The sequence below is a fragment of the bacterium genome, from assembly GCA_004322275.1.
Taxonomy (GTDB): Bacteria; Desulfobacterota; Deferrisomatia; order Deferrisomatales; family BM512; genus SCTA01.
Window position 1 is genome coordinate 58,032 of the sequence record SCTA01000021.1, and the last position, 22,615, is coordinate 80,646.

Genomic DNA, 22,615 nt, shown 5'->3' on the forward strand with positions numbered 1-22,615 from the left:
CTCCTTATACCTTGCGGACGCTGACGGCGGTAACCTTCAGCTCCGGTATTTTCGCCGTGGGACAGCTAGCGGTGTTGGTCAGGACGTTGACCGGCGATTCGCAGTAATGGAACGTCATAAAGAGCTTGCCTTTGCCGATGGTGTCCACCACCTTCACCTTCGAGGTTATCTCCCCTCGCCTTGAAGAGAGGGAGACTATGTCTCCGGTGACGATGGAGAGCGCCTTTGCGTCGGCGGGGTTCATTTCGAGGAAACCCTCGCGGTAGACCTCGCTCAGTTTCTTCGAGTTGCGGGTCATGGTGCCGGAATGGTAATGGGCCTGCTCCCTCCCGGTGGTCAGGATGAAGGGGTACTGCTCGTCCGGCGCTTCCGCCGGGCCCTCGAAGGAGACCACCGAGAAGAGACCCTTGCCTCGGGCTATCTTGCCGACGTGGAGTATCTCCGTGCCTGGATGCGCCTTGTCCGGGCAGGGCCACTGTATGCCCTCTTTTTCGAGCCGCCCGTAATCCAGTCCGGCGTAGCTGGGAGTGAGGGAGGTTATCTCGGCGAAGACGTCCTGTCCCCTCGGGGAACCCAGGTCGTAGCCCATCCGGGAGGAAAGGGCGCAGATGATTTCGGAATCGTTTCGCGCGCTCCCCGGCGGCTCCACCACCTTGCGCACGCGCTGGACGCGCCGCTCGGTGTTGGAGAAGGTGCCCTCCTTCTCGGGGAAGGCGGTGGAGGGGAAGACGACGTGGGCTTTCGCGGCGGTCTCGGTGAGGAAGATGTCCTGCACGACGAAAAGATCGAGCGAATCGAAGCCCTTTTCGATGTGGCTGAGATCGGGGTCGGTGAGCATCGGGTTTTCGCCCATCACGTAGAGGGCCTTTATCTTCTTGCCCAGCTCGTGGCCGACCTCCGTCAGCTTCAGGCCCTGCTTCGCGGGAAGAGAGACGCCCCAAGCCTTCTCGAACTTCGCCCGGAGGGTTTCGTCCTCGACGGACTGGTAGCCGGAAAAGACGTTGGGAAGTCCGCCCATGTCGCAGGCGCCCTGGACGTTGTTTTGCCCGCGCAGCGGGTTCACTCCGCCGCCGGGTTTCCCGACGTTGCCGCAGAGCATGGCGAGATTCGCCAGATTTCGCACCGAGGCGGTGCCCTCGGTGAACTGGGTGACGCCCATCGCGTAGAGAATCGCGGCGGGGGCGCTCTCGGCATAGATTCTGGCGGCTTTTCTGATGTCTTCGGCGGGGATGGCGGTGAGCGCCGCCACCGATTCGGGCGTGAACTTCTCTATGGAGGCCCGAAATTCCTCGAAACCCTCGCAGCGCTCGGCGATGTACGCCTTGTCTTCCAGCCCTTCGGCCAGAATCACGTTCATCATCGCCGCGATTACCGGGATGTTGTAGCCGGGCGGCACCTGGAGGTAGACGTTGGCGTATTTGACCAGAGGTATGCGCCTCGGGTCTATGACGATGAGCTTCGCGCCCCTCTTGGTGATAGCCTTCTTTACCCTGTCGCCGATGATCGGGTGGTTTTCCGTGGTGTTCGAGCCGATGACGAGGAAGGTGCCGGTATTGTCGGCCAGATCGTCTATCGAGTTCGTCATCGCGCCGCTTCCGAAGCTTGTGGCCAGACCGGCCACGGTAGAGCTGTGTCAGAGGCGTGCGCAGTGGTCGACGTTGTTCGTCCCTACCACCGCGCGGATGAATTTCTGGAAGAGGTAATTGTCTTCATTGGTGCAGCGGGCGCTGGTGAACCCCGCAATCGCGTCGGGGCCGTGCTTTTCCTTTATTTCGCCGAGCCTTCCGGCGACGTAGGTAAGCGCCTCGTCCCAGCTTACGGGGGTAAGCTCCCCGTTCTTGCGTATCAGCGGCTCTTTGAGCCGGTCCTCGTGGCCGACGAACTCCCATCCGAAACGCCCCTTTACGCAGAGGCTCCCGTAGTTGGGCTTTCTGGAGAACTCGGTGGTGGTGACGCGCAGTATCCTGTTGTTGCGGGCGTTGAACTGGAACTGGCAGCCGACGCCGCAGTAGCCGCAGGTAGTCGTGGTTCTCTTGGACTGCCAGATTCTGGCCTTCTCCTCGATTACCGCGTCGGTCAGCGCCCCTACCGGGCAGACGGAGAGGCATTCGCCGCAGCAGATGCAGTCAACTCCCTCCACCGGGCCTATGTAGGACTTAAAGCCGTTGTCCGTGATCTTTATGCACCCTATCCCCTTTACCTCCTTGCAGGCCCGCACGCAGCGGCCGCAGAGGATGCAGCGGTCCTGCCACTGCTTGATGAAGGGGGAGATGTAGTGATCGGGCATGTTGCGGTTCGGCGGGGGCGCCCTGAAAGGCAGGTCGGTTATCCCGAACTCCCAGACGATGTCCTGAAGGTCGCACTCGCCGCCCTTGTCGCAAACCGGGCATTCGAGCGGGTGGTTGATCAGCAGCAGCTTGAGGGCGTCCTGCCGCATCTTGTGGAGGGCGGAGGACTCGGTGGTGACCGCCATCCCTTCCGCCGCCAGAGTGTCGCAGGCGCCGACGGGCTTTCTGAGCCCCTCGATCTCCACCATGCACATTCTGCACGAGCCGAGCGGGCTCAGCTTCGCGAGCCAGCAAAGAGTCGGGATTTTGATATTCGCCCCGTTCGCCGCTTCGAGTATCGTGCGGCCCTCTTCCACCTTTATTGGCGTACCGTTTATCGTAAGATTTATCATGGTTCCTTCCCCAAAGCTCGCCAAGGACCGTCAGGCCTTCGCGGCTACCAGTAAACGGTAGCAACGCAGGCACCTTTCGGCCTCCCGGATCGCTTCCTCATGGGTAAACCCGATTTCCACTTCTCTTGTGTTCGTCACCCGGTCGGCCACCGGAAGGTGGTGGATCTTCGCGGGTTCGGAGTTCTTCGGCTGCCCTACGTCCTCTTTTTTGGAATAGGGCTTGAGTGATTCGACGTATTTGTTTATGACCCACTCCCGTATCGGCTGGGTCGAGCCTTCGAGCAGGAAGCGGTCTATCTGGAAGGCTGCTTCCTTGCCCGCCGCGAGCCCCGCTATAAGGGTGAGAGGCCCGGTCTCGCAGTCGCCGCCGGAAAAGACGCCGACGTTGCCGCGGACCGCCGCGAGCTTGTTGAGCCCCTGCACCGAAATCGTCTTCCACTTCGTAGTCTTGATGTCCTCGGCTCCGGACAGAAGGCCAAGATCGATCGCCTGACCGATGGCCATGATGCAGCAGTCGGCTTCGATTATGTGCTCGGAGCCCGCCTTTTCGATGGGGCTTCTCCTGCCGGAGGCGTCGGGCGGGCCGAGTTCCATGTCTATGACCTCGACGCCGGTGACCTTGCCGCTTTCGGAGACTATCTTCTTGGGGTTGGTGAGGACCACCATCTCGATGTTTTCCGCCTTCGCGTCGGTTATCTCGACCTTGTCGGCGGGCATCTCGGCCTCGGAGCGGCGATAGACTATCTTCACCTTCTTAAAGCCGGTGCGAAGGGCGGTGCGGGCGCAGTCGATGGCCACGTTGCCGCCCCCGACGATTATCGCGGTATCGCCTACGTACACTTTCTTGCCGAGGGCCACGTCGCGCAGGTAGTCGGCGCCCTTGTAAAAGCCGGTGATTTCGTCGCCCTCGCCGGGAACGCCCATCGAGGTGCCGAGGCGGGCGCCTATCGCGATGAAGACCGAGCGGTATTCGCCGCCGGTGAGGTCTTCAAGCGAGATATCCTTGCCCACGTCGGTGTTGTAGCGTATCTCGACGCCGAGGTCTTTTATGATGTCCACCTCGTGGCGGAGCAACTCGCGGGGAAGGCGGTAATCCGGTATGCCCACGGCGGCCATGCCGCCGGGCTCGCCGAGAGCCTCGAAGATAACGGGAGCGTAGCCGAGCTGCGCGAGGAAGTAGGCGCAGGAGAGTCCCGCCGGGCCCGCGCCGACAATCGCGATCTTCGCGCCCTTCTTCTCGGGAGCGGTGATGCGCACCGGGCGGTTTCTCTCTATCTCGTAGTCGGCGACGAAGCGTTTGAGGAACTTTATCTGGATGGGGCCGTCGACGTTTTGCCTCCTGCAGTTGAATTCGCAGGGGCGTACGCAGATTCTGCCGATGGTGCCGGGCAGGCAGTTGTCGCGCCGGACAAGGTTCAGGCTCTCCTCGAACTGGCCCTTCTTGATGAGCTCGACGTATTCGGGTATTTCGAGGTGCGCCGGGCAGGCGGACTTGCAGGGGGCGGTGGTGGCGACCACGTAGTCGCCCTTCTTCGCGGGCTTTTTCTGGGCCACGCGCTCCAGCATTTCGTCCCTGAAGTTCTCGTAGAGGTCTAAAAGGGCTTTGCCCGAAGACTGGCCGAGGTCGCACATAGCCTGGACCCTGAGGTTTCCGGCGAGGTGTCCCACCGCTTCTACGTCTTCGTTCGTGCCCGTTCCATCGCAGATTCTTCCGAGGGCGGCTTCGATAACCGAGGAGCCTATCCTGCACGGGACGCACTGCCCGCAGGAGTTTTTCGAGAGCCCTTCGGCGTAGGCCCTGGCGAGATCGACCACGTCGGCCCCGCCCCAGACGGCTATGCCGTCCCACCCCATTACGGCGGAGAGGGCGGTGCCGTCGCCGAGGTCTTTTGGAAGCGCTACCGAGTCGGCAGTCGCGGGGGATTTCCTGCTGTCTACCCCTGCGCCGGCCCAGCTTGAAAAGACGAGTTCGCTCATGGATGTCTCTCCTTGCCTACCGGTCGATTTCGCCGAGAACGATGTCGACTGAACCGATGATGGCTATTACGTCCGCGACCATGCCCCCCAGGCACATATCCTTTAACGACTGGAGGTTGATGAGGCTCGGCGGACGAACGCGGAAGCGGTAGGGTTTCTCGCTGCCGTCCGAAACCAGGTAAAAACCGAGTTCGCCCTTGGTGGCTTCGATCGACATGTAAACGTCGCCCACGGGGGCCTTGTAGCCCGCGCTCATCTGCTTGAAGTGGCGGATGAGCGACTCGATGCAGGTGTAGACTTCCTCCTTGGGCGGGGGAGTGTAGCGGAAGTCGTCGAGCATGTACGGCCCGGGGGGCAGCCTGTCGAGAGCCTGCTCCACGATGCGGTTTGACTGGCGCATCTCGGCGAGGCGGACGAGGTAACGCTCGAAAACGTCGCCCACCGTTCCGGTCGGAATCTCGAAATCGTAGGTCTCGTAACCGCAGTAGGGCATGACCTTGCGAAGATCCCACTTGATGCCCGCCGCGCGAAGGACCGGGCCGGTGATGGCGTACTGGACGCAGGCCTCTTTCGAGAGAATGCCGATGCCCTCGGTGCGCTTGCGCCATATCTTGTTGTTGGTGAGGAGCCCCTCGTACTCGTCCACCCTGCCGGGGAATTCCTTTACGAACTTCCTGGCCTTCTCGATGAACTTCGGGGTGATGTCCTGAGCGATGCCGCCGGGCCTTATGAAGCTGGGGGTCAGGCGCGCTCCGGAAACCTCCTCGATCATCTCGTGGACGAGCTCGCGCTCGCGGAAGGCGTAGAAAAGGACTGTCATCGCGCCCATGTCGAGCGCGTGGGCCGCTATCCAGATCAGGTGGCCGGCGATGCGCTGAAGCTCGCAGAGCATGACGCGGGCGACCGTGGCGCGCTCGGGTATGTCGCCTTCTATGTCGAGAAGTTTCTCGACCGCCAGGGTGTACCCGAGGTTGTTCAGGAGCGCGCCGGTGTAATCCATGCGGTCGGTAAGTGGCAGGGCCTGCAGGTAGGTCTTGGACTCGGCGAGCTTTTCAAGCCCCCTGTGCAGGTGCCCCAGGTGCGGAATAACGTCGCGCACCGTCTCGCCCTCCAGCTCCAGCACCACGCGAAGGACGCCGTGGGTGGCCGGATGGGAGGGACCGAGGTTGAGAATCATATTCTTGGGCTCGGACATCTTTTTCTCCCGTGGAGGGGTGTTACCGGTAAACCGCTTTTTGCGGGATACCGCAAAGCGGGAAATCCTTGCGTAGCGGGTGGCCTTCGTAGCCGTCCCAGGTCATTATCCTTCTAAGGTCGCTGTGACCCGTGAAGGTAATTCCCATAAGGTCGTAGACCTCGCGTTCAAGCCAGTTGGCCGCTTTCCAGACCCCTTCGACGGTGGAGACCGTCTCGCCGTCGGCCAGGGGAGCCTTGAGGCGGAGGCGGCGGTTTTGCTTGAAGGAGTAAAGGTTGTAGACAACCTCGAAGCGCTTGGGCCTGCCGAGGTAATCCACCGCGGTAAGGTCCGTCAGCATGTCGAACAAGAGCGCTTCCTCGTCCCGCAGGTACTGGCAGATGGCGACTATCGCGGAGGCGTCCACCGTGATGGAATCCTGCCCCCGGAAGGTCGCGCTGCCCAGCACCGCAAAGGAAAAGCGGCCCCGAAGCCCGTCCAGAATCTGTTCCAAAGTGACCATAGTCATCTCCAAAGCCTAGGAGCCCGACGAAATAAGCAGCGGATGGTCGGGTCTGTCGGAGAACTTTTCTTTCTTTATCTTCGCCTGCAGCTTCATGATGCCCGCGAGGAGAGCCTCGGGCCTCGGGGGACAGCCGGGGACGTAAACGTCCACAGGGAGGAACTTGTCCACGCCCTGCACCGTAGCGTAAGTGTTGAAAATGCCGCCCGAACAAGCGCAGGCGCCGTAGGCTATTACCCACTTGGGCTCGGCTATCTGGAGGTAGATGCGCTCGACCAGGGGGGCCATCTTGGTGGTGACCGTTCCCGCGACGATGAGAAGATCCGACTGCCTCGGAGAGGGGCGGAAAGCCTCTGCGCCGAAGCGGGCGATGTCGTAGTCGGCGGAGGAGGCGACCATCATCTCAAGGGCGCAGCACGCAAGGCCGAAGGTCATCGGCCAGATGGAGTTCGACCGGCAGAGGCTGACTACTTTTTCAAGATTCGTAACCACCAGGGGGGGTAGTTTTTGCTCTATTCCCACTCCAGTACTCCTTTCTTCCATATATAGGCGTATCCCACGAGCAGGATGAACATGAAGACGAGCATCTCGACGAAACCGAAGAGGCCGAGCTGCTTGAACTTCACCGCCCAGGGATAGAGGAAGACGACCTCAACGTCGAAGACCAGAAAAGCCATCGCTATGAGGTAGTATTTAACGTCAAACGGCCGCTCCGAAATGGGGGGCACGTCCATGCCGCATTCGTAGGTGGATTGTTTTATCGAGGTAGGGCGCTTCGGGCCGAGAAGCGAGGAGATGAGGACCACCCCGAGGCCGAATGCCGAAGCAACCAGCAACAGGATGAGAATGGGGACGTAGTTTTGTATCATTCAAGACCTCCTCAGCCAACATTGCGGAATAATTGACAAAATCAGAGGATTTCAATACGGGGGCGCAATGCGCTCCCTTCAAAACGGGACGACTCTACTTATCCCCGGCATAGCTGTCAAGGGTAAATTGAGAAAAACAGAACAAGGGTTGAAAGCTATGTAATCATTCACCATTCCGGTTTTGCGCCGGTTCCGCCGATGGAGGGAAAATCCTTGTGACAATACGGTTTTTGCGCTTTTAACAATCGGGCCTTTGCAGTTTTATTTTTTTGCCCCGATTACGGGCCGGGAAGCGCCCGACAAGCTGTTTTATCAGACGCGGCGGAGATACTTTATATTAACTAAAAATTATTTAGCGATATTTTCGGCGAGGTTTTTTGTGACGATTCAGGTCCGGAGAAGAGGGGGTGGGTGGGAAGGGAACCAAATAAAAAAGGGCGGCCCCGTTATGCGCGGAGCCGCCCTTTTGACTCAATCCAGCGTCGTTTTTTACTTCCGGGGGTCCGAGGAGTAGCCCAGCGCCTTGAAATCCATGCGCCCGTTTTCGCCGTGGCAGTCGTTGCAGACAAGCGCCTTCGCCTTCGGCGCTACCTGGTGGTTCAGCTTCCAGTACATCTTCGTCTCGGTGAAACCGTACTCTCCGCTGTAGGGGAGTCCCGCGTCCTTCATTCCCAGCTCGATGGCCTTGTTCCAGTCGTAGTGCTTCCAGTAGCCGTCGGGGCCGAAGAGCTTGGGAGTGACGAGGGTGTTGTTTTTCGTGTCGTAAGGCTGTTTGCCGCCGAAAGGCTTGAAGGGATAAATTTTGGATTTGGGGTCGTCTTTGGAGCCGTTCGGCATGTCGAGGACGGTGACTCCGCCGGAGGCGAGCTTGTCGCCGGGAAGGTAGGCCGCCGCTGTGCCGTTGTACCACATATAGACGGGTTTTTGGTCCTTACCCCAAGTGAAGGTTCCCTTCTTCTTGTCGAAGACGGGCTTCCCGTTGGCGTCCTTTGCCTCGGGAAGGTCTTTCCCGGCGTCGGACCAGTCCCAGTACGTCTTGGTCGCCTGCCCCCGGGCGTATTCGGGGATGTGGCAGGTCTGGCAGGCCACCTTGTCCAGATGATCGCTTATCTTCGCCTCTTTGTGGCTTACCTTCTCGTGGCAGACCGTACACTCGAAATGCTTGCCGCCGGTGGGGGAATCGACGAGGGCGACGCCCTTTATGTCGTGGTTCTTCCCGCCGTGGCAGGAGGTGCAGGATAGGCCCGCGCCTTCCTTCGCCATGTGCGCGTCGAGTTCCTTTCCGGGAGCGCCCATGGTGGAGTCGAGATCGCCGTGCTTTACGCTGTCCGCTCCGCCGCCGTAGAAGTGGCAGGCGCCGCAGTTGGCGATGGAGGGCTTGCCGACGGATTTAGCCGCCGCCAGGAGGTCCACCTTCTCGTCGGGCATGCCCGCAGCCATGGGGTTTTTCTTGTAAGCGCCGGTGGTGTCGTGGCAGACGAGGCAGTCGATTCTGGACTTGTCGGTAAAGTCGAAGGAGGAGTCCTTCCAGCCGTAGCCGATGTGGCAGCTGGTGCAGCGGGGATAGTTGCCCGCGAGCGCGATACAGAAGTTGTTGATTATGTTCTTCTTGCCGTAGGCAATCTTGCCCTTGCCCGGAAACTCCTGCTCCCTCGCCCACGTCCAGTGGGAGGTGGACATAATCTGTCCCGCCGCCTCGGGGTGGCATTCGAGGCAGGCCTTGGTGACCTCGGGGGGCGAAGCGAAGGGGCCCTTCAGATGCGCCGAATGGTCCTCGGCGAGGGCTGGCGCGGCGATAAGGGCCGCAACCGCGAAAAAGACGGTCTTTTTCATCAAATCTCTCCTCTATAACGGGCGGAACCGGGTCCGCCATTTATTGGCCGTAGAACATCGAGCCTTTCGATGAGGGGAACGCGTAGATAGTTACACAAAAATAAGGGAAATATTCATTTTTCTCCCTTTCCCTCCCCCCGTGAACCCTGAAAGTTTCAAGTCCTCGTTATCGTTCAGGAATAAAAATCATTTTTTAGCTCCTGCGGCCCCGGACGTCCACTAACGTGTTTTCAGACCGGACGAAACCAAAAAAAGGGAGTTGAAAAATGTTCCTGAAAAACTATCTGCCCGAACCCCCCGTAAGACAAAGCGCGCGGCTTTTCGCTGAGGAAGATCAAAATCCATACCAGCCCCCCTCCCCCGCCGTGGAAACCGGCGAAAAAAGCGGAGGGATAATCTCCTCCCTTCTCACTTCCCTCGGCGGGCTCTTCTCCGGAGAACCATCACCCGTCACAGATGCCGGTGATACCGCCGTCGCGGGAGAAGGAACGGTTTTTGAGCGTCCGAAACCCGGACGCGCGGAGCAAAAGAGGATTGAAAACGAGTGGCGGGCCTACCATCAGGCTCTGGATTCCGCCTGGCGCTCCTACCATGTCGGAGAGGAGGGCGCGGGGGCGCAAAACGCCCTCGATCAGGGGCTTGGAAACCTCTTCGACAGGGAGCGCACCGAGGGAAAAGAGATTATGGAGAGATACAACCGCAGCGTGGGCGCGAGGCTCGGGGCCGAGGCCCGGATCGACGAGGACGTGCCGCGCCTCGTCCACGAAGCCTGGGAAAGGGGCGATCTTCTCTACGACGAGGAAGGCCCGGCCTACCGGCGGTTGTCCGGCGAAGGACAGGGCGATGAGTTCGTGGGGCCGCCCGCACCCCCCGGCCTTCCCCCGAACGGGACTGAAACCCCGGCGGAAACTCCCCCGGAAGCGCCTGCGGAAACACCGGATGAACGCGGGATGAGGCTGGGGCGGGAGCTGTTCGGAACGCCCTGAGTCGCCGTCCTTTAACCCCCTCCTTGAGTCGGCCCGCGAAAGCGGGTCTTTTTTTACTGTGAGTCTTTTTTGCCCAGAACTTCTTCCATGATTTCGAGAAGAGTTTTTAAACGGTAGGGTTTCTGGATGAAACGCGCCCTGCCCTCGACGCGGCTCTCAAGGTCCTTTATGGCGTAGCCGCTGGCCAGAATTATCTTCGCGTCGCGGTTGACGGATAAAATCTCCTCCAGCGCCTCGATTCCGTCCATCACCGGCATGGTCATGTCCAGGATGACGAGGTCGAAGCGCCCGGGGTTCTTCCTGTACACGTTGACGGCGTCGAGGCCGTCGGAGGCCGTGATTACCTCGAACCCCGCGAACTCCAGAAGCTGGACAATCACGACCTGAACGGCCTCCTCGTCGTCGGCGACCAGAACGGTGCCGCAAACTCCGGCCGAACCCCTTGCCTCGTCCTGCCGGGGAGCGGTTTCCCCGATCTTTTGCGACGCCGGAAGGTAGACCCTGAAGGTGGAACCCGCGCCCTTAAGGCTTTCCACGGTCAGAAGGCCGTTATGGGCCTTGACTATTCCCTTGACCGCGGCCAGCCCCAGCCCCCTTCCCGCGAATTTGGTGGTGTAGAAGGGGTCGAAGATTCTGTCGATCTCCTCTTTCGATATCCCGCACCCGTCGTCGGTGACCTCCAGAAAGAGAAACCCCCTGTCGGGCCCCTCGATGCCCGCGCTTTCTGCCGTAGCGAGCCCGGTGGTTACCGTTATGTCGCCGACCTTGCTTCCCAGCGCGTCGGAGGCGTTGATGATGAGGTTCAGGATTATCTGGTGGATCTGGTCCTTGTCGCCCTCGAAGGGAGGGAGATCCGGGGCGAGGTTCGTATGCACGGCGGCTTTCTTGGAAACGGAAATAGAAATCATCTCGGCGATTTCCCTGACGAGTTCGCTGAGGTCGAGGTTCTCCATCGTGACGCGGGTCTTCCCGACGTAGGCCAGCATCTGCTGCACGAGGCCGGTGGCCTTCCGGGCGGCGCGCTCTATCGCAGTGACGTTGTCCTTCGATGCGCACACGTCGCCGCAGCGAAGCTGCAGAATTTCTATGTTGCCCTGTATGACGGTGAGAATGTTGTTGAAATCGTGGGCGATGCCGCCGGTCAGCACTCCGAGGCTTTCGAGCTTTTGCGCGTGAAGGACCCTGCGTTCGAGTTCCAGCCTCTCCTTTTCGGCGCGCCTTCTTTCGCGTATGTCCCTGCAGGTGGAGAGATTTACCTTCTGCCCCCCGATTTTGATCAGCCTGGCGATAACCTCGGTTGGTATGATCTCGCCGTCCTTCGTCCGGTGATCCGTTTCAAAGACCGCGACTCCGTTTTTAACGAGCACCGCAAGCCTTTCCGGGATATGAACGGCGTGTTCGGGGGTATCTATGTCCGGCAGCCGCTTGCCGATCAGCTCCTCGACGGTGTAACCGTAACGCGAGCAGGCGGTTTTGTTTACGTCGAGAACCACCCCCTCCAGGCTAAGGAGGAAGATGGCGTCCCCCGAGTTGTCGAAAACCGCGCGGAAACGCTCCTGGCTGCGGGAGATGGAGCTCTCGAAGCGCTTGCGCTCGGTAACGTCTATGAAAAACGAAGCCATTTCGCCGGGGGCGGTCTGGAGGGCGTGAACCTCGAAAGCGCCTTTGACGTTCCCGTCCTCGTAGACGACCTGTTCCGCCTGCCAGAGCTCGCCGTCAAGGCAGGCGCGCCGGTAGCGGTCGGGAATCTCGGTGTTTGCAAGGGAGGGGAAGGCTTCCTCAAGGAATTTGCCGATGAATTTCTGGTTGTCGAAACCCAGGATGCGGTCGGCGGCGGGATTTCCCCCGGTGAAGACGAGTTTTCCACCCTCCTCGTCGAGACGGTAGAGATGCACGCCCATCGGGCTTTTCTCAATGAGGTTCCGAAGACGGCTCTCCGACTGGCGGAGGGATTTTTCCGCCTTCTTTCTTCCCGATATCTCTCTCATCAGCGCCTCGTTGGCGCGGACTACCGAGAAAAAATTGTCCGCCATCTGCTTTTGCGGAAGTTTTTGAACCTCTTTCAGAGGATCGCTCCACTCGCCGCGGTTCGTCACATCGACGGCTACGCCGGTGGCCCCTATTACCTTCCCCGAAGGGTCCCTCACGGCGATCGCGTTAACGGAGAGGAGGGATTTTTCCCCCGTGCAGCCTGTTATGGGAACGCAAAAATTAATTACCGCCTCCCCCAGAAGGACGCGGCGGCAGGCTTCGTTACAATTTTTCGCATCTTCGGCGCTCTGAAAATCCGAGAACTTGCGGCCGTACAGCTCTTCCGGCTCGCAGCCGAAGATAGCGCGCGCCGCCCTCTTGCCGAACCAGGTCAGACGCCCTTCGAGATCAACGGTGTAGATAAAATCGGCCGTCTGCTCCACAAGGTCGCCGGGACTTCTCTCCTGGCCGGTCTCGGGCGGATTTTTCTCCATGAATTCCTTATTCTCCGGGAAAATTGACTGGAAAAACGTTGCGGCGCTTCGCGCGGGTTTTGCCTAAGTTTACCGGGTTAATTTTAAGTAAATCATTGAATGTTTAAAAAAACAGGTTAAATAATCCGAAGGCGGTTTATCTGATTTATTCTCTTTAAAAGTTGCCCGGATGTGGTTTAAGGTCGCTCTCTCACCGCAAAACCCCACAAAAAAAATGCCGGAGGGCGGCTAAGGAGGTACCCGCCGCCTCCGGCAATATCAAAGGCCCTTTGGGGTTGGCGTGTGCTGTGAATCCGTTTCGCAGGGCCCGATTGCTATCTTTTCGTCAACTTTTGCCCGTCACTTTAGCTTTACGGTAAAAAAATGTCCGCACGGATAAACGAAGACCTGGAAAAATCGATAGAGGCGACGTTGCGCTGGGCGCTCGGCTCCGGGAGCTGGCTGACCGATTCGCGCCCCGTGCCGGGGGTCTGCGAAAAGCCCGAAGACCTGCCTGTCCTTTGCAGGCGGGAGGGGAGCGCGCTTCCCGCCCTCAGCGAGAGCCTGGCCGGTTGCCAGAGGTGCAGGCTCCACAAGGGAAGAACCCACATCGTCTTCGGCACGGGCAACCCTCACGCATCCATACTCTTCGTCGGCGAGGGGCCTGGAGCGGACGAGGACAGAATCGGCGAGCCCTTCGTCGGCAAGGCGGGGAAGCTGCTGGACAAGATGATTGCGGCCATCGGCCTTAGGCGCGAGGAGGTCTACATCGCCAACGTCGTCAAGTGCAGGCCGCCGGAGAACCGCGACCCCGCCGAGGACGAGATCGCCACCTGCCTGCCCTTCCTCGAAAAACAGATAGAGGCTATAGCGCCGAAGGTAATCTGCGCCCTCGGGAGACACGCGGGGCAGAGCCTTCTCAAAACGGGGGATTCGATGGGCGCGATGCGCGGAAAAACCCACCAGTGGAGGGGAATCCCCGTAATAGCCACCTACCACCCGGCCTATCTCCTCCGCACCTCCTCCGCCAAGCGCCAGGCGTGGGAGGACCTCAAGAAAGTCTCGGCTCTGGCCGGTGGTGTCCAATGCGGCTAGCGGCTTTCGGCAATCTGGACGCCGATTCGCCCGAACCGGCCCGGACCGGCATGACGGGAAAAGTGTTTGAAGCGGTCTTTTACTCTGCCGGTTGCCTTCAGCAGGTCAAAGCATGGGCCGGGAACCGCGCGAAGTGAGGAGCCCGAATACCCGGCTGTATTCGGGCGACGAACGACAAAGCGGGTCGGGATGCAGCGGCGTCCAGAGATGACTCCCTCTTTATCCGGCGCGGGCAAAATAGCCCTCTCCTTCTTCATCTGGTCCACCTGGGCGATCTTCTTTCGCGGCCTCGGGCTGCCCGTCATCACGCTGACCTTCTACCTCACCGCCCTGACGGCCCCGGTGGCCTTCCTCTGCGCGAAAGCGTTCAAAACACCGCTGGGAAAGCCTACCTTCCCCCTATTCCTGATGGGCGCTACGCTGCTGCTGAACGACCTGACCTTCTTTTACGCCATCGAAAAGACCACCGTCGCCAACGCCCTCTTCGCCCACCACCTCTCCCCTGTCTTCGTGGCAATTCTCGCCCCGCTGCTGATCAAGGAAAAGCCGCTCGCCATGACCCCCCTGAGCGTCGGCCTCTCCCTTTTCGGCCTTTACCTTATCCTGCCCGAGAACCCCTTCGCCATAGACGGGGCGCTCATCGGCTCGCTTTCAGGGATAGCCAGCGCCCTCATCTACGGCTGCCTCGTCATCATGATGAGAAAGTGGGCCGGAGGGATAGACAGGCTGCGCTTCATCTTCTGGCAGAACCTGACCGTCGCCCTGCTCCTCCTCCCCTTCGCGGTCTTCGGGCCCGTCCCCCAGTCGGGAGACGGCTTCCCGCTCTTCATCCTTGCCTCACTCCACTCCGTCGTCGTCCCCCTCATCTACCTTTCCGGCATACGGGTGGTCTCGGCGCAGGTCGCCTCCATCATGGGCTACATCGAACCCCTCGGCGCAGTCCTTCTCGCCGGGCTCCTCCTCGGCGAAAAAATGCCGCAGCTCGCCTGGCTCGGGGGGATACTCATAATCTCGGGAGGGGCGCTGCTGGTATACGAAGAGACGAAGAGGAATGCGAGGGTGGCATCGGCATAAGGTTTACAACGCCTTGACGATTTTGGCTTGCGTTGCTATTATGTAGCTACCAAGTAATTACGCAAGGAGATGCTAGATGATTAAAACTCTGACCAAACACGGCAACAGCCTTGCCATCGTTATTGAGAAACCGATTCTAGAGCTTCTCGGCGCCGATTCCGAAACGCCCTTCGACATCACTACCGACGGGCAGGTTTTGATTCTAACCCCCCTCACCGCTCCCGACCGCCACGCGGATTTCAAGTCCGCCCTCGATAAGGTGAACGCCCGATACCCCAAAGCCCTCAAAAAGCTTTCCGAATAGCCATGGAGGTTTATTTTCTGAGCCTTTCGGAAGTGCTGGAAATCCACCGCGACCAGGTCGATCGCTACGGCGGCGAAGGTGGAATAAGAGATATCGGCTTGCTTAAATCGGCTCTGGGCATGCCATCGGCGACTTACGGCGGGGAATTCCTTCATACAGATATTTTTGAAATGGCGGCGGCCTATCTTTTTCACCTGTCGAAAAACCATCCGTTCATTGACGGCAACAAGCGCGCCGGAGGTGTTGCCGCGCTGGTCTTTCTCGCCCTGAACGGCTACGACTTCAACGCCCCGGAAGACGATTTCGCCGAAATGGTTCTCTCAACGGCGCGCGGAGAACTGGACAAAGCCGACGTTGCCGTTTTCCTGCGGAAATGGTCTGTGGAGCAGGGGTAGTGTGGGCTTGGCCCACAGGTTTACAACTTGCGAGGCTTTGCCTCGCGCTCCCAGCCACCTTTTGAGTGAGCAAAAGGTGGCCAAAACTCAGCCCGGACTCGTCGCTCGCGCTTTAAAAAGCGCGACCACTTCGTTCCGGCTGGGCCGTGCGGGGCACCCACTACGCTTCGCTCCGTTAAGACCCCGCGCCGGCCCGACGCCTCCACTCGTTGCGCCGCGTACGGGCTCCGGGGTGGACGAAGTGAAGGCTCGGCCAAAAACAAGTAAACAGGATTTTTGGCCTCGAAGGTAGGTTTTTAATAGCTGTCAAAAAAATACCTTCGAGAACAAAAGCTCAAGACGATTTCGCTTTTGTTCGAGCCTTCTTTTCGTTCCTAACGTGGCCCGTAGGTGACGCAGGGAGCGGAGGCGGAAAGGGCGGCGGGGGGGTCTTAGTGAGCGTAGCGAACGGGTGCCCCCTCACGCCCCCGCCGCAGCGACCGGTCGCTCAAAGAGCGAGCGGAACCTTCCGGGCCGATTTCTTGGGTACTTCTTTCTAAAAGAAGTACCAAGGAGCGCGAGGCAGAGCCTCGCAAGGTGTAGATTGGCGGGCCGAGCCCGCCCTACGCCTACGCCCTGTCCCCCAAAGCCAGATGCACCTCATGCGATATATCGTCAATGAGGCGTTCGGCGTTCCGATGGGTCAGATTGTAAAGCTCGATGTCCTCCCTCTCCTTCACTTCCCCCACGAGCCCCGGCCCTTCGCTGGCGACGGAGGCGATCACCACCGCCCTAGAGGAGAGCCAGCGCCGTATGAGGGCGGCGAGGTGCGTTGAGGCGGGGTCTAGCTTTCCGATTTCGTCGATGAGGATCAGGCGCGGTTCGGCTCTGGAAATAGGAGTGAGGAATTTTTCGAGGGCGGAGGCGTCTAGTTCGTAGCGGCCGAAGCGGCGCGGAAGGGAAGCTGCGGTGTAGGGGATGCGAAGGGCGCGGCCGTCGAGGGAGGTGACGAGAAAGCCAACCCGCCTCTCTTCGACGCGGAGGTCCTCGGTGACGAAGCCTGCGGGCGAAAAGCGACCCAGTTCCGCCGCCAGTCGCTTTATGACGGTGGTCTTTCCCGCGCCGGGCGGACCGGCTATGAGGAAATTCGCTCCTCTCTCCATTTCTCGCCTGCCGGTCTATTCCGCCGGGTGGGAGTAGCGCGCCTTTATCGCCTCGTATTCAAATTCCCTGTATTTTTCCGGCTCGTCGCCGCAGTGGCTTTCGATGAGCGGCATGGCGAGGTGATCCCAGACTATTCTCGCCGTCCTGTCGTCTAGGTCTTCGCGCATGAACCAGGCGGGGCCGATGGAGCAGATTCCGCCCAGCGCCGCGTTAACCTCTTCGATGGCCTTGGCTATCCAGGTCATGGCCGGGGCGTAAACGGCGAGCCAGCGGTTGAGCACGCCGCGCACCGGCGGGCTCGCGGTGTTGAAGCGCACTACCGGAAAAAGGCGGATAAGTTCGCCGTTTAGCGGCTTTTTTGAGATGCACAAGGTGGCGATGACCTTCAGGTTGTCGGGTATGTAGAGGTTTTCTCCCGATCTACGGAGTTTTTGCGTCTCGCCCCGGTTTCGCAGGAGGAAGAAACCTTCGCCGAAACCCTCGACGCCGCAAAAGTGCAGGTCGTCTATCACGAGGACGTAGGTGTTTTTCGGGTCCGCCGAGGCTTTCTTCGCGGCCCTCTTCAGCGGTCCGTCGATAACCTCCCACTTTCCTCCGTCGGTCTGCCGCTCTTCCTCGATGAGACAGCCGGGGGGGGCGCCGGGAGTTACGGCCGCGAAGGTCATCCTGCCTATATCCTGCGAGGCCGAGAGGGCGAGCCCCCTCGCTACGTGGGTCTTCCCCGTTCCGGGCGGGCCCGCGAGGAGCAGTTGTCCGTAGCCGTGGAGGAGGGCGTTCATTCTCTCGATCCAGACGGAGGGCATGTTCATGCTGTCGCCGACCTGTTCGGAGGGCGGGCGGTTGGCGAACTCCTTCATCAGGTCGTCAAGATCGGTTATCACCTTGCCCTCCCCCGCCGGTTCGGGCTGGGGCGCGGGAGCGATGGGTTTTATCGGCTTTGGCTCCTGCTGGCGGGGAGGGTCTATCCGGGCCTCGGTGGCGGCCTTGCCGAAATCGCGCAGAAGATCGACCAGAAAGGCGAGGTCGGCGAGCATTTCTTTCTCCGGCGCGAGCTTGTCCAGAAAAAGTATCTTGTGAATCACCGCCGCAGCCCGGCTGACCTCGGTGAGCTCGCCCGAGAGGTAGGCGTCCTCGATCTCGGCGGTGGAAAACCCCATGAGCACGGCGGTATCCTGGCACAGGAGGCGAAGCTTCATGGCGCTCTGGGCCAGTAGTATGGAGGCCCGCCTCGCGCCCATCGCCGAGATCATCTCGTCGGAAGCAAGCTCCAGGGTGAGGAGTATCTCCCTCGTTTCCGGCATTATGTAGTAGACGATGTGAAGGGTGCTCGCGGTCTTCCCCAGGGCGGGCTTTTCGGCGATCTTTATGATGGCGGATTTGCTCCACCCCCCCTTTTCACCCGCGAAATGGGTGATTACGGGAGTGATGTCCTTGAAGACGCCGGAATCCTCGAAGTGGCGGACGATGGAGGCGGCGCATCTGTCGAGCTCTTCGTCGGGGCCGAATTCGACCTTCCCGGCGATATCTGCAAATCTTTTGGCAAAACCCCTGAAGGCTTCGGGAAGGGAGCTGGCCTTGGCGGTGACGGTGTTGCGGCTCAGCCGCACCACCTTGAAGCCGAGGTTGGTGAACTGGGCGGCGGCGTCTCTCGCGTCGTAATACATCCCGGGAGCCTTACCCGAGATGTGGGCCAGTATGAACATCATGGGAAAGATTCTGCCGCCGTACTCTATAACGAGGCTGTTTTCGGGGTTCTGCTCCCAGCCGGCGAATTTTTCCGTATTCCGGTAGGTCTTATCGAAATACACCAAAGCCTGTTCGACCTCGGCCCTTGTCATCTTCGGCATTGACCACTCCTTGGGTTTTACGTATTGCGTCCGCCCATAGCAATGCTTCAGGGATTGAACGACACCCGGTGAAGCCTTGTTCCCTGCCGGTTTGCGCTTATAAAGATAAAATTTATCTTGCCGCCGTCAACCGCGGCGGTCATGGTCCTCGGGCCGTCCCTGCCGTTTACCGAGACAAGAAGCTCCGGCCCTCCGGTTTTAACCGCACCAAAATACACCATTTGTGGCAGCAGCGTCCACGATCTCGTATCCGCCCCCTCCATCAGCTCGGTCGTAATGGTGCCGATGAGACCCCCGAACCCTTTCATCTCCCTTGAGAGCGCCGCGTCCTTGGCTGAATGGGAGACAGCCCGGGTCATGGTCTTCAAAAGCTCCCAGGGAAGGGTTTCCTCATACTCCTTGAGGGCCAGAAGCTCTACGTCGGCTATGGGCTCCAGCTCCGCGCCCCCCGCGTAGACGTTGTAAACCCTCTTTTCGGCGGGACGGTATTTGGGAAAGGATATCTTCTGGATGGAGTTTGTCGAGTAATTCACGATGCGGATATCTATCGAGAATTTTGAGGGGGCGCGGTCGGTTTCGACGAAAACGAAGAGATTCGGGGGCTCCCCTTCTCCCTCAAGCGCCGCGAGAAGCTTTTTCACCTCCCCGGAGGGGGTGACGCCCGCCGCGCGGCGCGCCTCGATAAGGGCGTCGTCGCGCTCGCCGCGAAGGAAGTGGATTGCGCTGGAGAGCACCATCGCGAAGGGGTTTTCGTATTGCGAGGAGATGGATTGAAGGCGTCTTCGGGTCTCCGGCGAGAGGTTGGTCTTTTCTTCTACCCTCCCGTCGGGGAGGGAGGAGGAAGCCGCCTTCCCCTTCCTTTCGTCTACCCTGTCCCGAAGCGCTCTCTCGATGTGGTAGGCCCGCCGGGATTCCACCGCGGCCCCCTCGTGGTCGCCGAGAAGGAGGTAGTTTTTGGCCTTTATCGCGTGGAGATAAATCTTTTCAAAATCGGCGGGCTCGTACTCCGAGATTCCGGCCGAGATGGTGGCCTCGGCGAGGGAAGCGCCGGTCTTCCTGAGGCTTATCACCGGCCCTTCCTCGCTGGCTACGTAGCGCCGGTAGACCCCTTCCAGAACCTCGTTGGAATCGGCGTACCTTCCCACCTCGGAGAAGAGCGCCCCCAGTTCGAGGAGCTTCGCGGTATCGGCGCTCTCCTTCGGGCGGCCCTTCTTGTCGAGAAGCTCTTCCGCGAGGTCGCACGAGGCCGTTTCAAGGGTGCCTCTGGCGCACAGTTTCTCTATCCTCTGGGCGTGAAGGCGGGCGGGCATGCCGCACCCCGTGGCGAGAATCCCCAGGAGGGCGAGCGCCGCAAGCGCCGGAGACACCCGGATTTTGAGCATCCCTCTACTGTTTGCCAAGTTCCTTTTGGGCTTCTTTCGCGCTTTGCTGCTGCTGTTCATGGGTTCGCGACGGGCAAACCGCGCAACAGCCCGCAACCACGCCAAGTATCAAAACCACCAAAAGAAACGCCGCAACCTTTCTTGTCATCGCAAGTTCCTCAATTCCCGAAGGTTTTCTCTATCTCGCGGTCGAGCTCTTCGTGGGCCTTTTTCGCTTCCATCTTCTGGTGCAGCGCCTCATTGTTGCCGATGCTGGTGCGGGCGGCCTCCTTCACGGCTTCCTTGACGCCGGTGGCATCGAGGGTGACGAGGACATAAAGGACGTTGTCGGGGGCCATCCAGATCTCTTTCTGGCGGGAGCCGGAGAGAACCTGGCTTGTCACCTGTTTGGAGACGTTGGTGGCCACGCGGTCGAAAGTCTCCGCGTCGCCGACTCCCGTCGCCTCCTGAAAGTTCTTGAAGAGGTTCTTTACGTCAACCGAGATGATGCGGGCAAGCTCGTCCCTGCCGCTGGCCAGCGCCTCGGTGCGCTGGAACTGCATGCCGCCCGCGCCCTGCCGGGCGCTGCCGACGGCGGAGAGCTTTCCGGCGCTTTCGGGGCTCAGAACCCACTCCGGAGCCCCCGCCAGCGGCGCAGGCATGTTGGAGCGGTCCACCTTCGCGGGTTTCTTGCTGCAACCTGCAAAAGCAATGCAGAGGGAAAGCAATATGGCTACAAAAACAGTCGATCTTTTCACGGTACGTCTCCTCTTATTTTCAAAAGCTTAAAGTCCCAGAATGTCGGCTACGGAAGCCTCCGCGAGAACCGAGCGCGCCTTTTCGAGCGCCTTCGATTCGGCTACCTCCTCGCCGCTGAAGGATACACCGGAGGCGGTAAAATAGCTCGCGCTGAGTATCTCGCCCCCGTCCCCCTTCGCCGTGATGTCGAACTCGAACTTGATCTTTACCGCCCCTTCCTCGGTGGACTTTCGCTTGCGGGTGGCGACGGTAAGCTTGACGCAGTTGTTTCCCGAACAGCTCTCGGGGGCCAGAGATATCCTGTCTTCGGCCATCCTGTCGGTGAGAATGGTCCTGAAATCCTCCGATTCGGGGTCGCCGGTAAGATGCATCCATACCCCTGCGATGTCGCCCTTGAGCCGCGCCTGCCGCATGGAAGCGCCCTTTACCACGGCTGCGTAGGAGGAATCGCCCGACCCTTCGAGCGCGTCCAGAAGGAGAGCCTTCGGCATAATCGAATCCAGAGCCTTGAGGGAGGAGGCGTCGAACTTTGCCCTCTTGAGGGGGTTGGCTTCGAGCTCGCGCAGTTCGTCCAGTTCCCTGACCCGGCCAAGCCCCTCCTTGACCTCCACCCCGACCTTTTCGGCGTGCGCCGCCCGGTCCACCGCGACCAGAACGTAAATCTTCCCGGCGCTCTCCTCGCTCTTAATGACGCCGTAGGAGACAAAATCCAGCGGCAAACTCTTCGTGTCTATCTTCCGCTTCGAGGTGGCTTCAAAGGAACTCTTGCCGCCCTCCTCGCTCTGGGTCGCCTTTGTCGAGAACTCCGAGGTAATCGAGATAACGAGCCTGTCGGCTATCTCCGCGAGGGCGTGGCGCTCGGCCTCCTGCTGGGTGGCTCCCTCGCCAGCGCCGAAGAGATGCACGCTATCCTTCGGCGGAGAGAGAAACCAGTCCGGCACGGCGGTAAAACCCGCCGGAGCGCAGAAAAGGACCAAAAGAAAAGACAGAGATAAAAGCTTTATCCTAGTCATGAGACCCCCTTTTACCAGCCTACTGTCTGTTTCTTTCCCTGCTTTAGAATTTCCTTCTCGTTCGCCCAGACCAGAACGCCCGTCTCCACCTCCGCGAGGCTGAGGGTCATCTTGAAAAACTTCTCCTTGACCTTCCCGGCGGAGGATTCGGTGGAGGTTATCTCGCCGAAGAGGTGGTATTTCGCGGCCTGCATCTTCCCCACCTCCGGGGACTTCGAGGGGTCCGCCAGCGCCGATTCGCCGAATTTCAGCTCCTTCACCATCTCCTCGCGCGCGCCCTTCTCCGAAACGTCCGCGACGAACTTCACCTCGCCGGAACGGAGGAGGCGGGTGCGTATCGAATCGGTGATCGACTTGGTGTCGATGTGCTCGTCGGTCTTGTTGGAAACCTGGCTGATGCGGACGAGCGGAACCTCCTTGAAATACCCCTGCTTTAAAAGATCGTCCACCATCGCGTCGGCGATAAGCTGCAAATCCTTGTGGCTGAAATAAAGGCTTGTCGCCTCGGTGGTTGTCGTATCCTCGACGTAGCGCGTCTTCATCTGGCTGGAGCACCCCGAAAGCAGCGCCGCGAAAAGCACGAGCGAGAGCGAAAGGATATGGAAGCGCCTGACCATCGCGGATTCCCTTCCGGCCTTTTCGGCCGCGATAAATTAAACCGTCATTATGAAATTTAGCACCCAAACCCCCAACCGGCAACGGTAGAGGGGAAAAAGGGTATAAGATAGTGATGCAGGGCGGCTCGGCTCGTCATGCGTATTCGTGAGTTTTGAAGGCTTTCGTCATTCTCGCGAAGGAGGGAATCCGGAGGATAGTTGCGTAGGTCGCGCTTGAGGAACGAAAGCCGACAATGCCTACTCGTCATTCCCGCGAATGCGGGAAACCAGTGACTTTTGTGTGCTTCGCACGTTTACAGCTAGCGGGGCTTGGCGCGCCCCGCACCCTGGGTACTTCTTTTAGCGTGTAGGTCGTGATTGAGCGAAGCGAAATCCGACAAAACATTAATGTAGTTTCATAGTTGTGGGGCTCTGCCCCACTCCCCTTGGTACTTCTTTTAGAAAGAAGTACCCAAGAAATCGGCCCGGAAGGTTCCGCTCGCTCTACGAGCGACCGGTCGCTGCGGCGGGGGCGTGAGGGG

Annotated in this window: 19 protein-coding genes; 5 read left to right on the forward strand and 14 right to left on the reverse strand. The window is 59.8% G+C overall.

The window, feature by feature from the left end; all coding sequences use genetic code 11:
• Positions 1 to 4: 4 nt before the first annotated feature.
• From EPN96_06885 to EPN96_06915, 7 genes are all read right to left on the reverse strand, one after another.
• Positions 5 to 2,680, reverse strand: coding sequence for a formate dehydrogenase subunit alpha (locus tag EPN96_06885; protein ID TAL17098.1), 2,676 nt, complete (start codon positions 2,678 to 2,680; stop codon positions 5 to 7).
• Positions 2,681 to 2,710: 30 nt separating this feature from the next.
• On the reverse strand, positions 2,711 to 4,657 hold the full coding sequence (locus EPN96_06890) for a dihydropyrimidine dehydrogenase subunit A (protein ID TAL17099.1): 1,947 nt from the start codon (positions 4,655 to 4,657) through the stop codon (positions 2,711 to 2,713).
• 16 nt (positions 4,658 to 4,673) lie between these two features.
• The gene (locus EPN96_06895) at positions 4,674 to 5,852 is read right to left on the reverse strand and encodes an NADH-quinone oxidoreductase subunit D (GenBank protein ID TAL17100.1); all 1,179 of its coding nucleotides are present in this window, start codon (positions 5,850 to 5,852) and stop codon (positions 4,674 to 4,676) included.
• Positions 5,853 to 5,874: 22 nt separating this feature from the next.
• Entirely contained in the window at positions 5,875 to 6,354 is a 480-nt protein-coding gene (locus tag EPN96_06900; protein TAL17101.1) for an NADH-quinone oxidoreductase subunit C, read from the reverse strand.
• 15 nt (positions 6,355 to 6,369) lie between these two features.
• Positions 6,370 to 6,876, reverse strand: coding sequence for an NADH-quinone oxidoreductase subunit B (locus tag EPN96_06905; GenBank protein TAL17102.1), 507 nt, complete (start codon positions 6,874 to 6,876; stop codon positions 6,370 to 6,372).
• Complete coding sequence (locus EPN96_06910) at positions 6,867 to 7,223, reverse strand: NADH-quinone oxidoreductase subunit A (GenBank protein TAL17103.1); 357 nt, start codon at positions 7,221 to 7,223, stop codon at positions 6,867 to 6,869. Before EPN96_06910 ends, EPN96_06905 begins: the two co-directional genes overlap by 10 nt.
• A gap of 489 nt (positions 7,224 to 7,712) precedes the next feature.
• Entirely contained in the window at positions 7,713 to 9,056 is a 1,344-nt protein-coding gene (locus EPN96_06915) for a tetrathionate reductase family octaheme c-type cytochrome (protein TAL17104.1), read from the reverse strand.
• A 266-nt stretch (positions 9,057 to 9,322) separates the two neighbouring features.
• Here EPN96_06915 and EPN96_06920 point away from each other — a divergent pair, with 266 nt between their 5' ends.
• Positions 9,323 to 10,042 carry a hypothetical protein gene (locus EPN96_06920; GenBank protein TAL17105.1) on the forward strand — a complete coding sequence of 240 codons (720 nt, stop codon included), beginning with the start codon at positions 9,323 to 9,325 and terminating at the stop codon, positions 10,040 to 10,042.
• Positions 10,043 to 10,095: 53 nt separating this feature from the next.
• On the opposite strand, the gene EPN96_06925 is transcribed toward EPN96_06920, so the two are convergent.
• The gene (locus EPN96_06925) at positions 10,096 to 12,507 is read right to left on the reverse strand and encodes a PAS domain S-box protein (protein TAL17106.1); all 2,412 of its coding nucleotides are present in this window, start codon (positions 12,505 to 12,507) and stop codon (positions 10,096 to 10,098) included.
• A 363-nt stretch (positions 12,508 to 12,870) separates the two neighbouring features.
• On the opposite strand from EPN96_06925, the gene EPN96_06930 reads away from it, so the two are divergent.
• The 4 genes from EPN96_06930 to EPN96_06945 all read left to right on the forward strand — a co-directional run bounded on the left by EPN96_06930 (position 12,871) and on the right by EPN96_06945 (position 15,354).
• The gene (locus EPN96_06930) at positions 12,871 to 13,581 is read left to right on the forward strand and encodes a uracil-DNA glycosylase (GenBank protein TAL17107.1); all 711 of its coding nucleotides are present in this window, start codon (positions 12,871 to 12,873) and stop codon (positions 13,579 to 13,581) included.
• Positions 13,582 to 13,770: 189 nt separating this feature from the next.
• A complete protein-coding gene (locus tag EPN96_06935; GenBank protein ID TAL17108.1) occupies positions 13,771 to 14,655 on the forward strand; it encodes a hypothetical protein in 885 nt (294 codons plus the stop codon).
• Between the two features lie 76 nt (positions 14,656 to 14,731).
• Positions 14,732 to 14,959: an AbrB/MazE/SpoVT family DNA-binding domain-containing protein gene (locus tag EPN96_06940; protein TAL17109.1), complete on the forward strand. Its 228-nt coding sequence runs from the start codon at positions 14,732 to 14,734 to the stop codon at positions 14,957 to 14,959.
• Positions 14,960 to 14,961: 2 nt separating this feature from the next.
• Positions 14,962 to 15,354: a type II toxin-antitoxin system death-on-curing family toxin gene (locus tag EPN96_06945; protein ID TAL17110.1), complete on the forward strand. Its 393-nt coding sequence runs from the start codon at positions 14,962 to 14,964 to the stop codon at positions 15,352 to 15,354.
• Positions 15,355 to 15,962: 608 nt separating this feature from the next.
• On the opposite strand, the gene EPN96_06950 is transcribed toward EPN96_06945, so the two are convergent.
• The 6 genes from EPN96_06950 to lpoB all read right to left on the reverse strand — a co-directional run bounded on the left by EPN96_06950 (position 15,963) and on the right by lpoB (position 22,094).
• Entirely contained in the window at positions 15,963 to 16,496 is a 534-nt protein-coding gene (locus tag EPN96_06950) for an AAA family ATPase (protein TAL17111.1), read from the reverse strand.
• Positions 16,497 to 16,511: 15 nt separating this feature from the next.
• Positions 16,512 to 18,344: an AAA family ATPase gene (locus EPN96_06955; GenBank protein TAL17112.1), complete on the reverse strand. Its 1,833-nt coding sequence runs from the start codon at positions 18,342 to 18,344 to the stop codon at positions 16,512 to 16,514.
• 47 nt (positions 18,345 to 18,391) lie between these two features.
• Positions 18,392 to 19,744, reverse strand: a complete 1,353-nt coding sequence (locus tag EPN96_06960) for a hypothetical protein (GenBank protein ID TAL17113.1) — start codon at positions 19,742 to 19,744, stop codon at positions 18,392 to 18,394.
• A 140-nt stretch (positions 19,745 to 19,884) separates the two neighbouring features.
• Positions 19,885 to 20,463, reverse strand: coding sequence for a hypothetical protein (locus tag EPN96_06965; protein TAL17114.1), 579 nt, complete (start codon positions 20,461 to 20,463; stop codon positions 19,885 to 19,887).
• A 27-nt stretch (positions 20,464 to 20,490) separates the two neighbouring features.
• Positions 20,491 to 21,477: a hypothetical protein gene (locus EPN96_06970; GenBank protein ID TAL17115.1), complete on the reverse strand. Its 987-nt coding sequence runs from the start codon at positions 21,475 to 21,477 to the stop codon at positions 20,491 to 20,493.
• Between the two features lie 11 nt (positions 21,478 to 21,488).
• Positions 21,489 to 22,094: a penicillin-binding protein activator LpoB gene (gene lpoB / locus EPN96_06975; protein ID TAL17116.1), complete on the reverse strand. Its 606-nt coding sequence runs from the start codon at positions 22,092 to 22,094 to the stop codon at positions 21,489 to 21,491.
• Positions 22,095 to 22,615 lie beyond the last annotated feature (521 nt).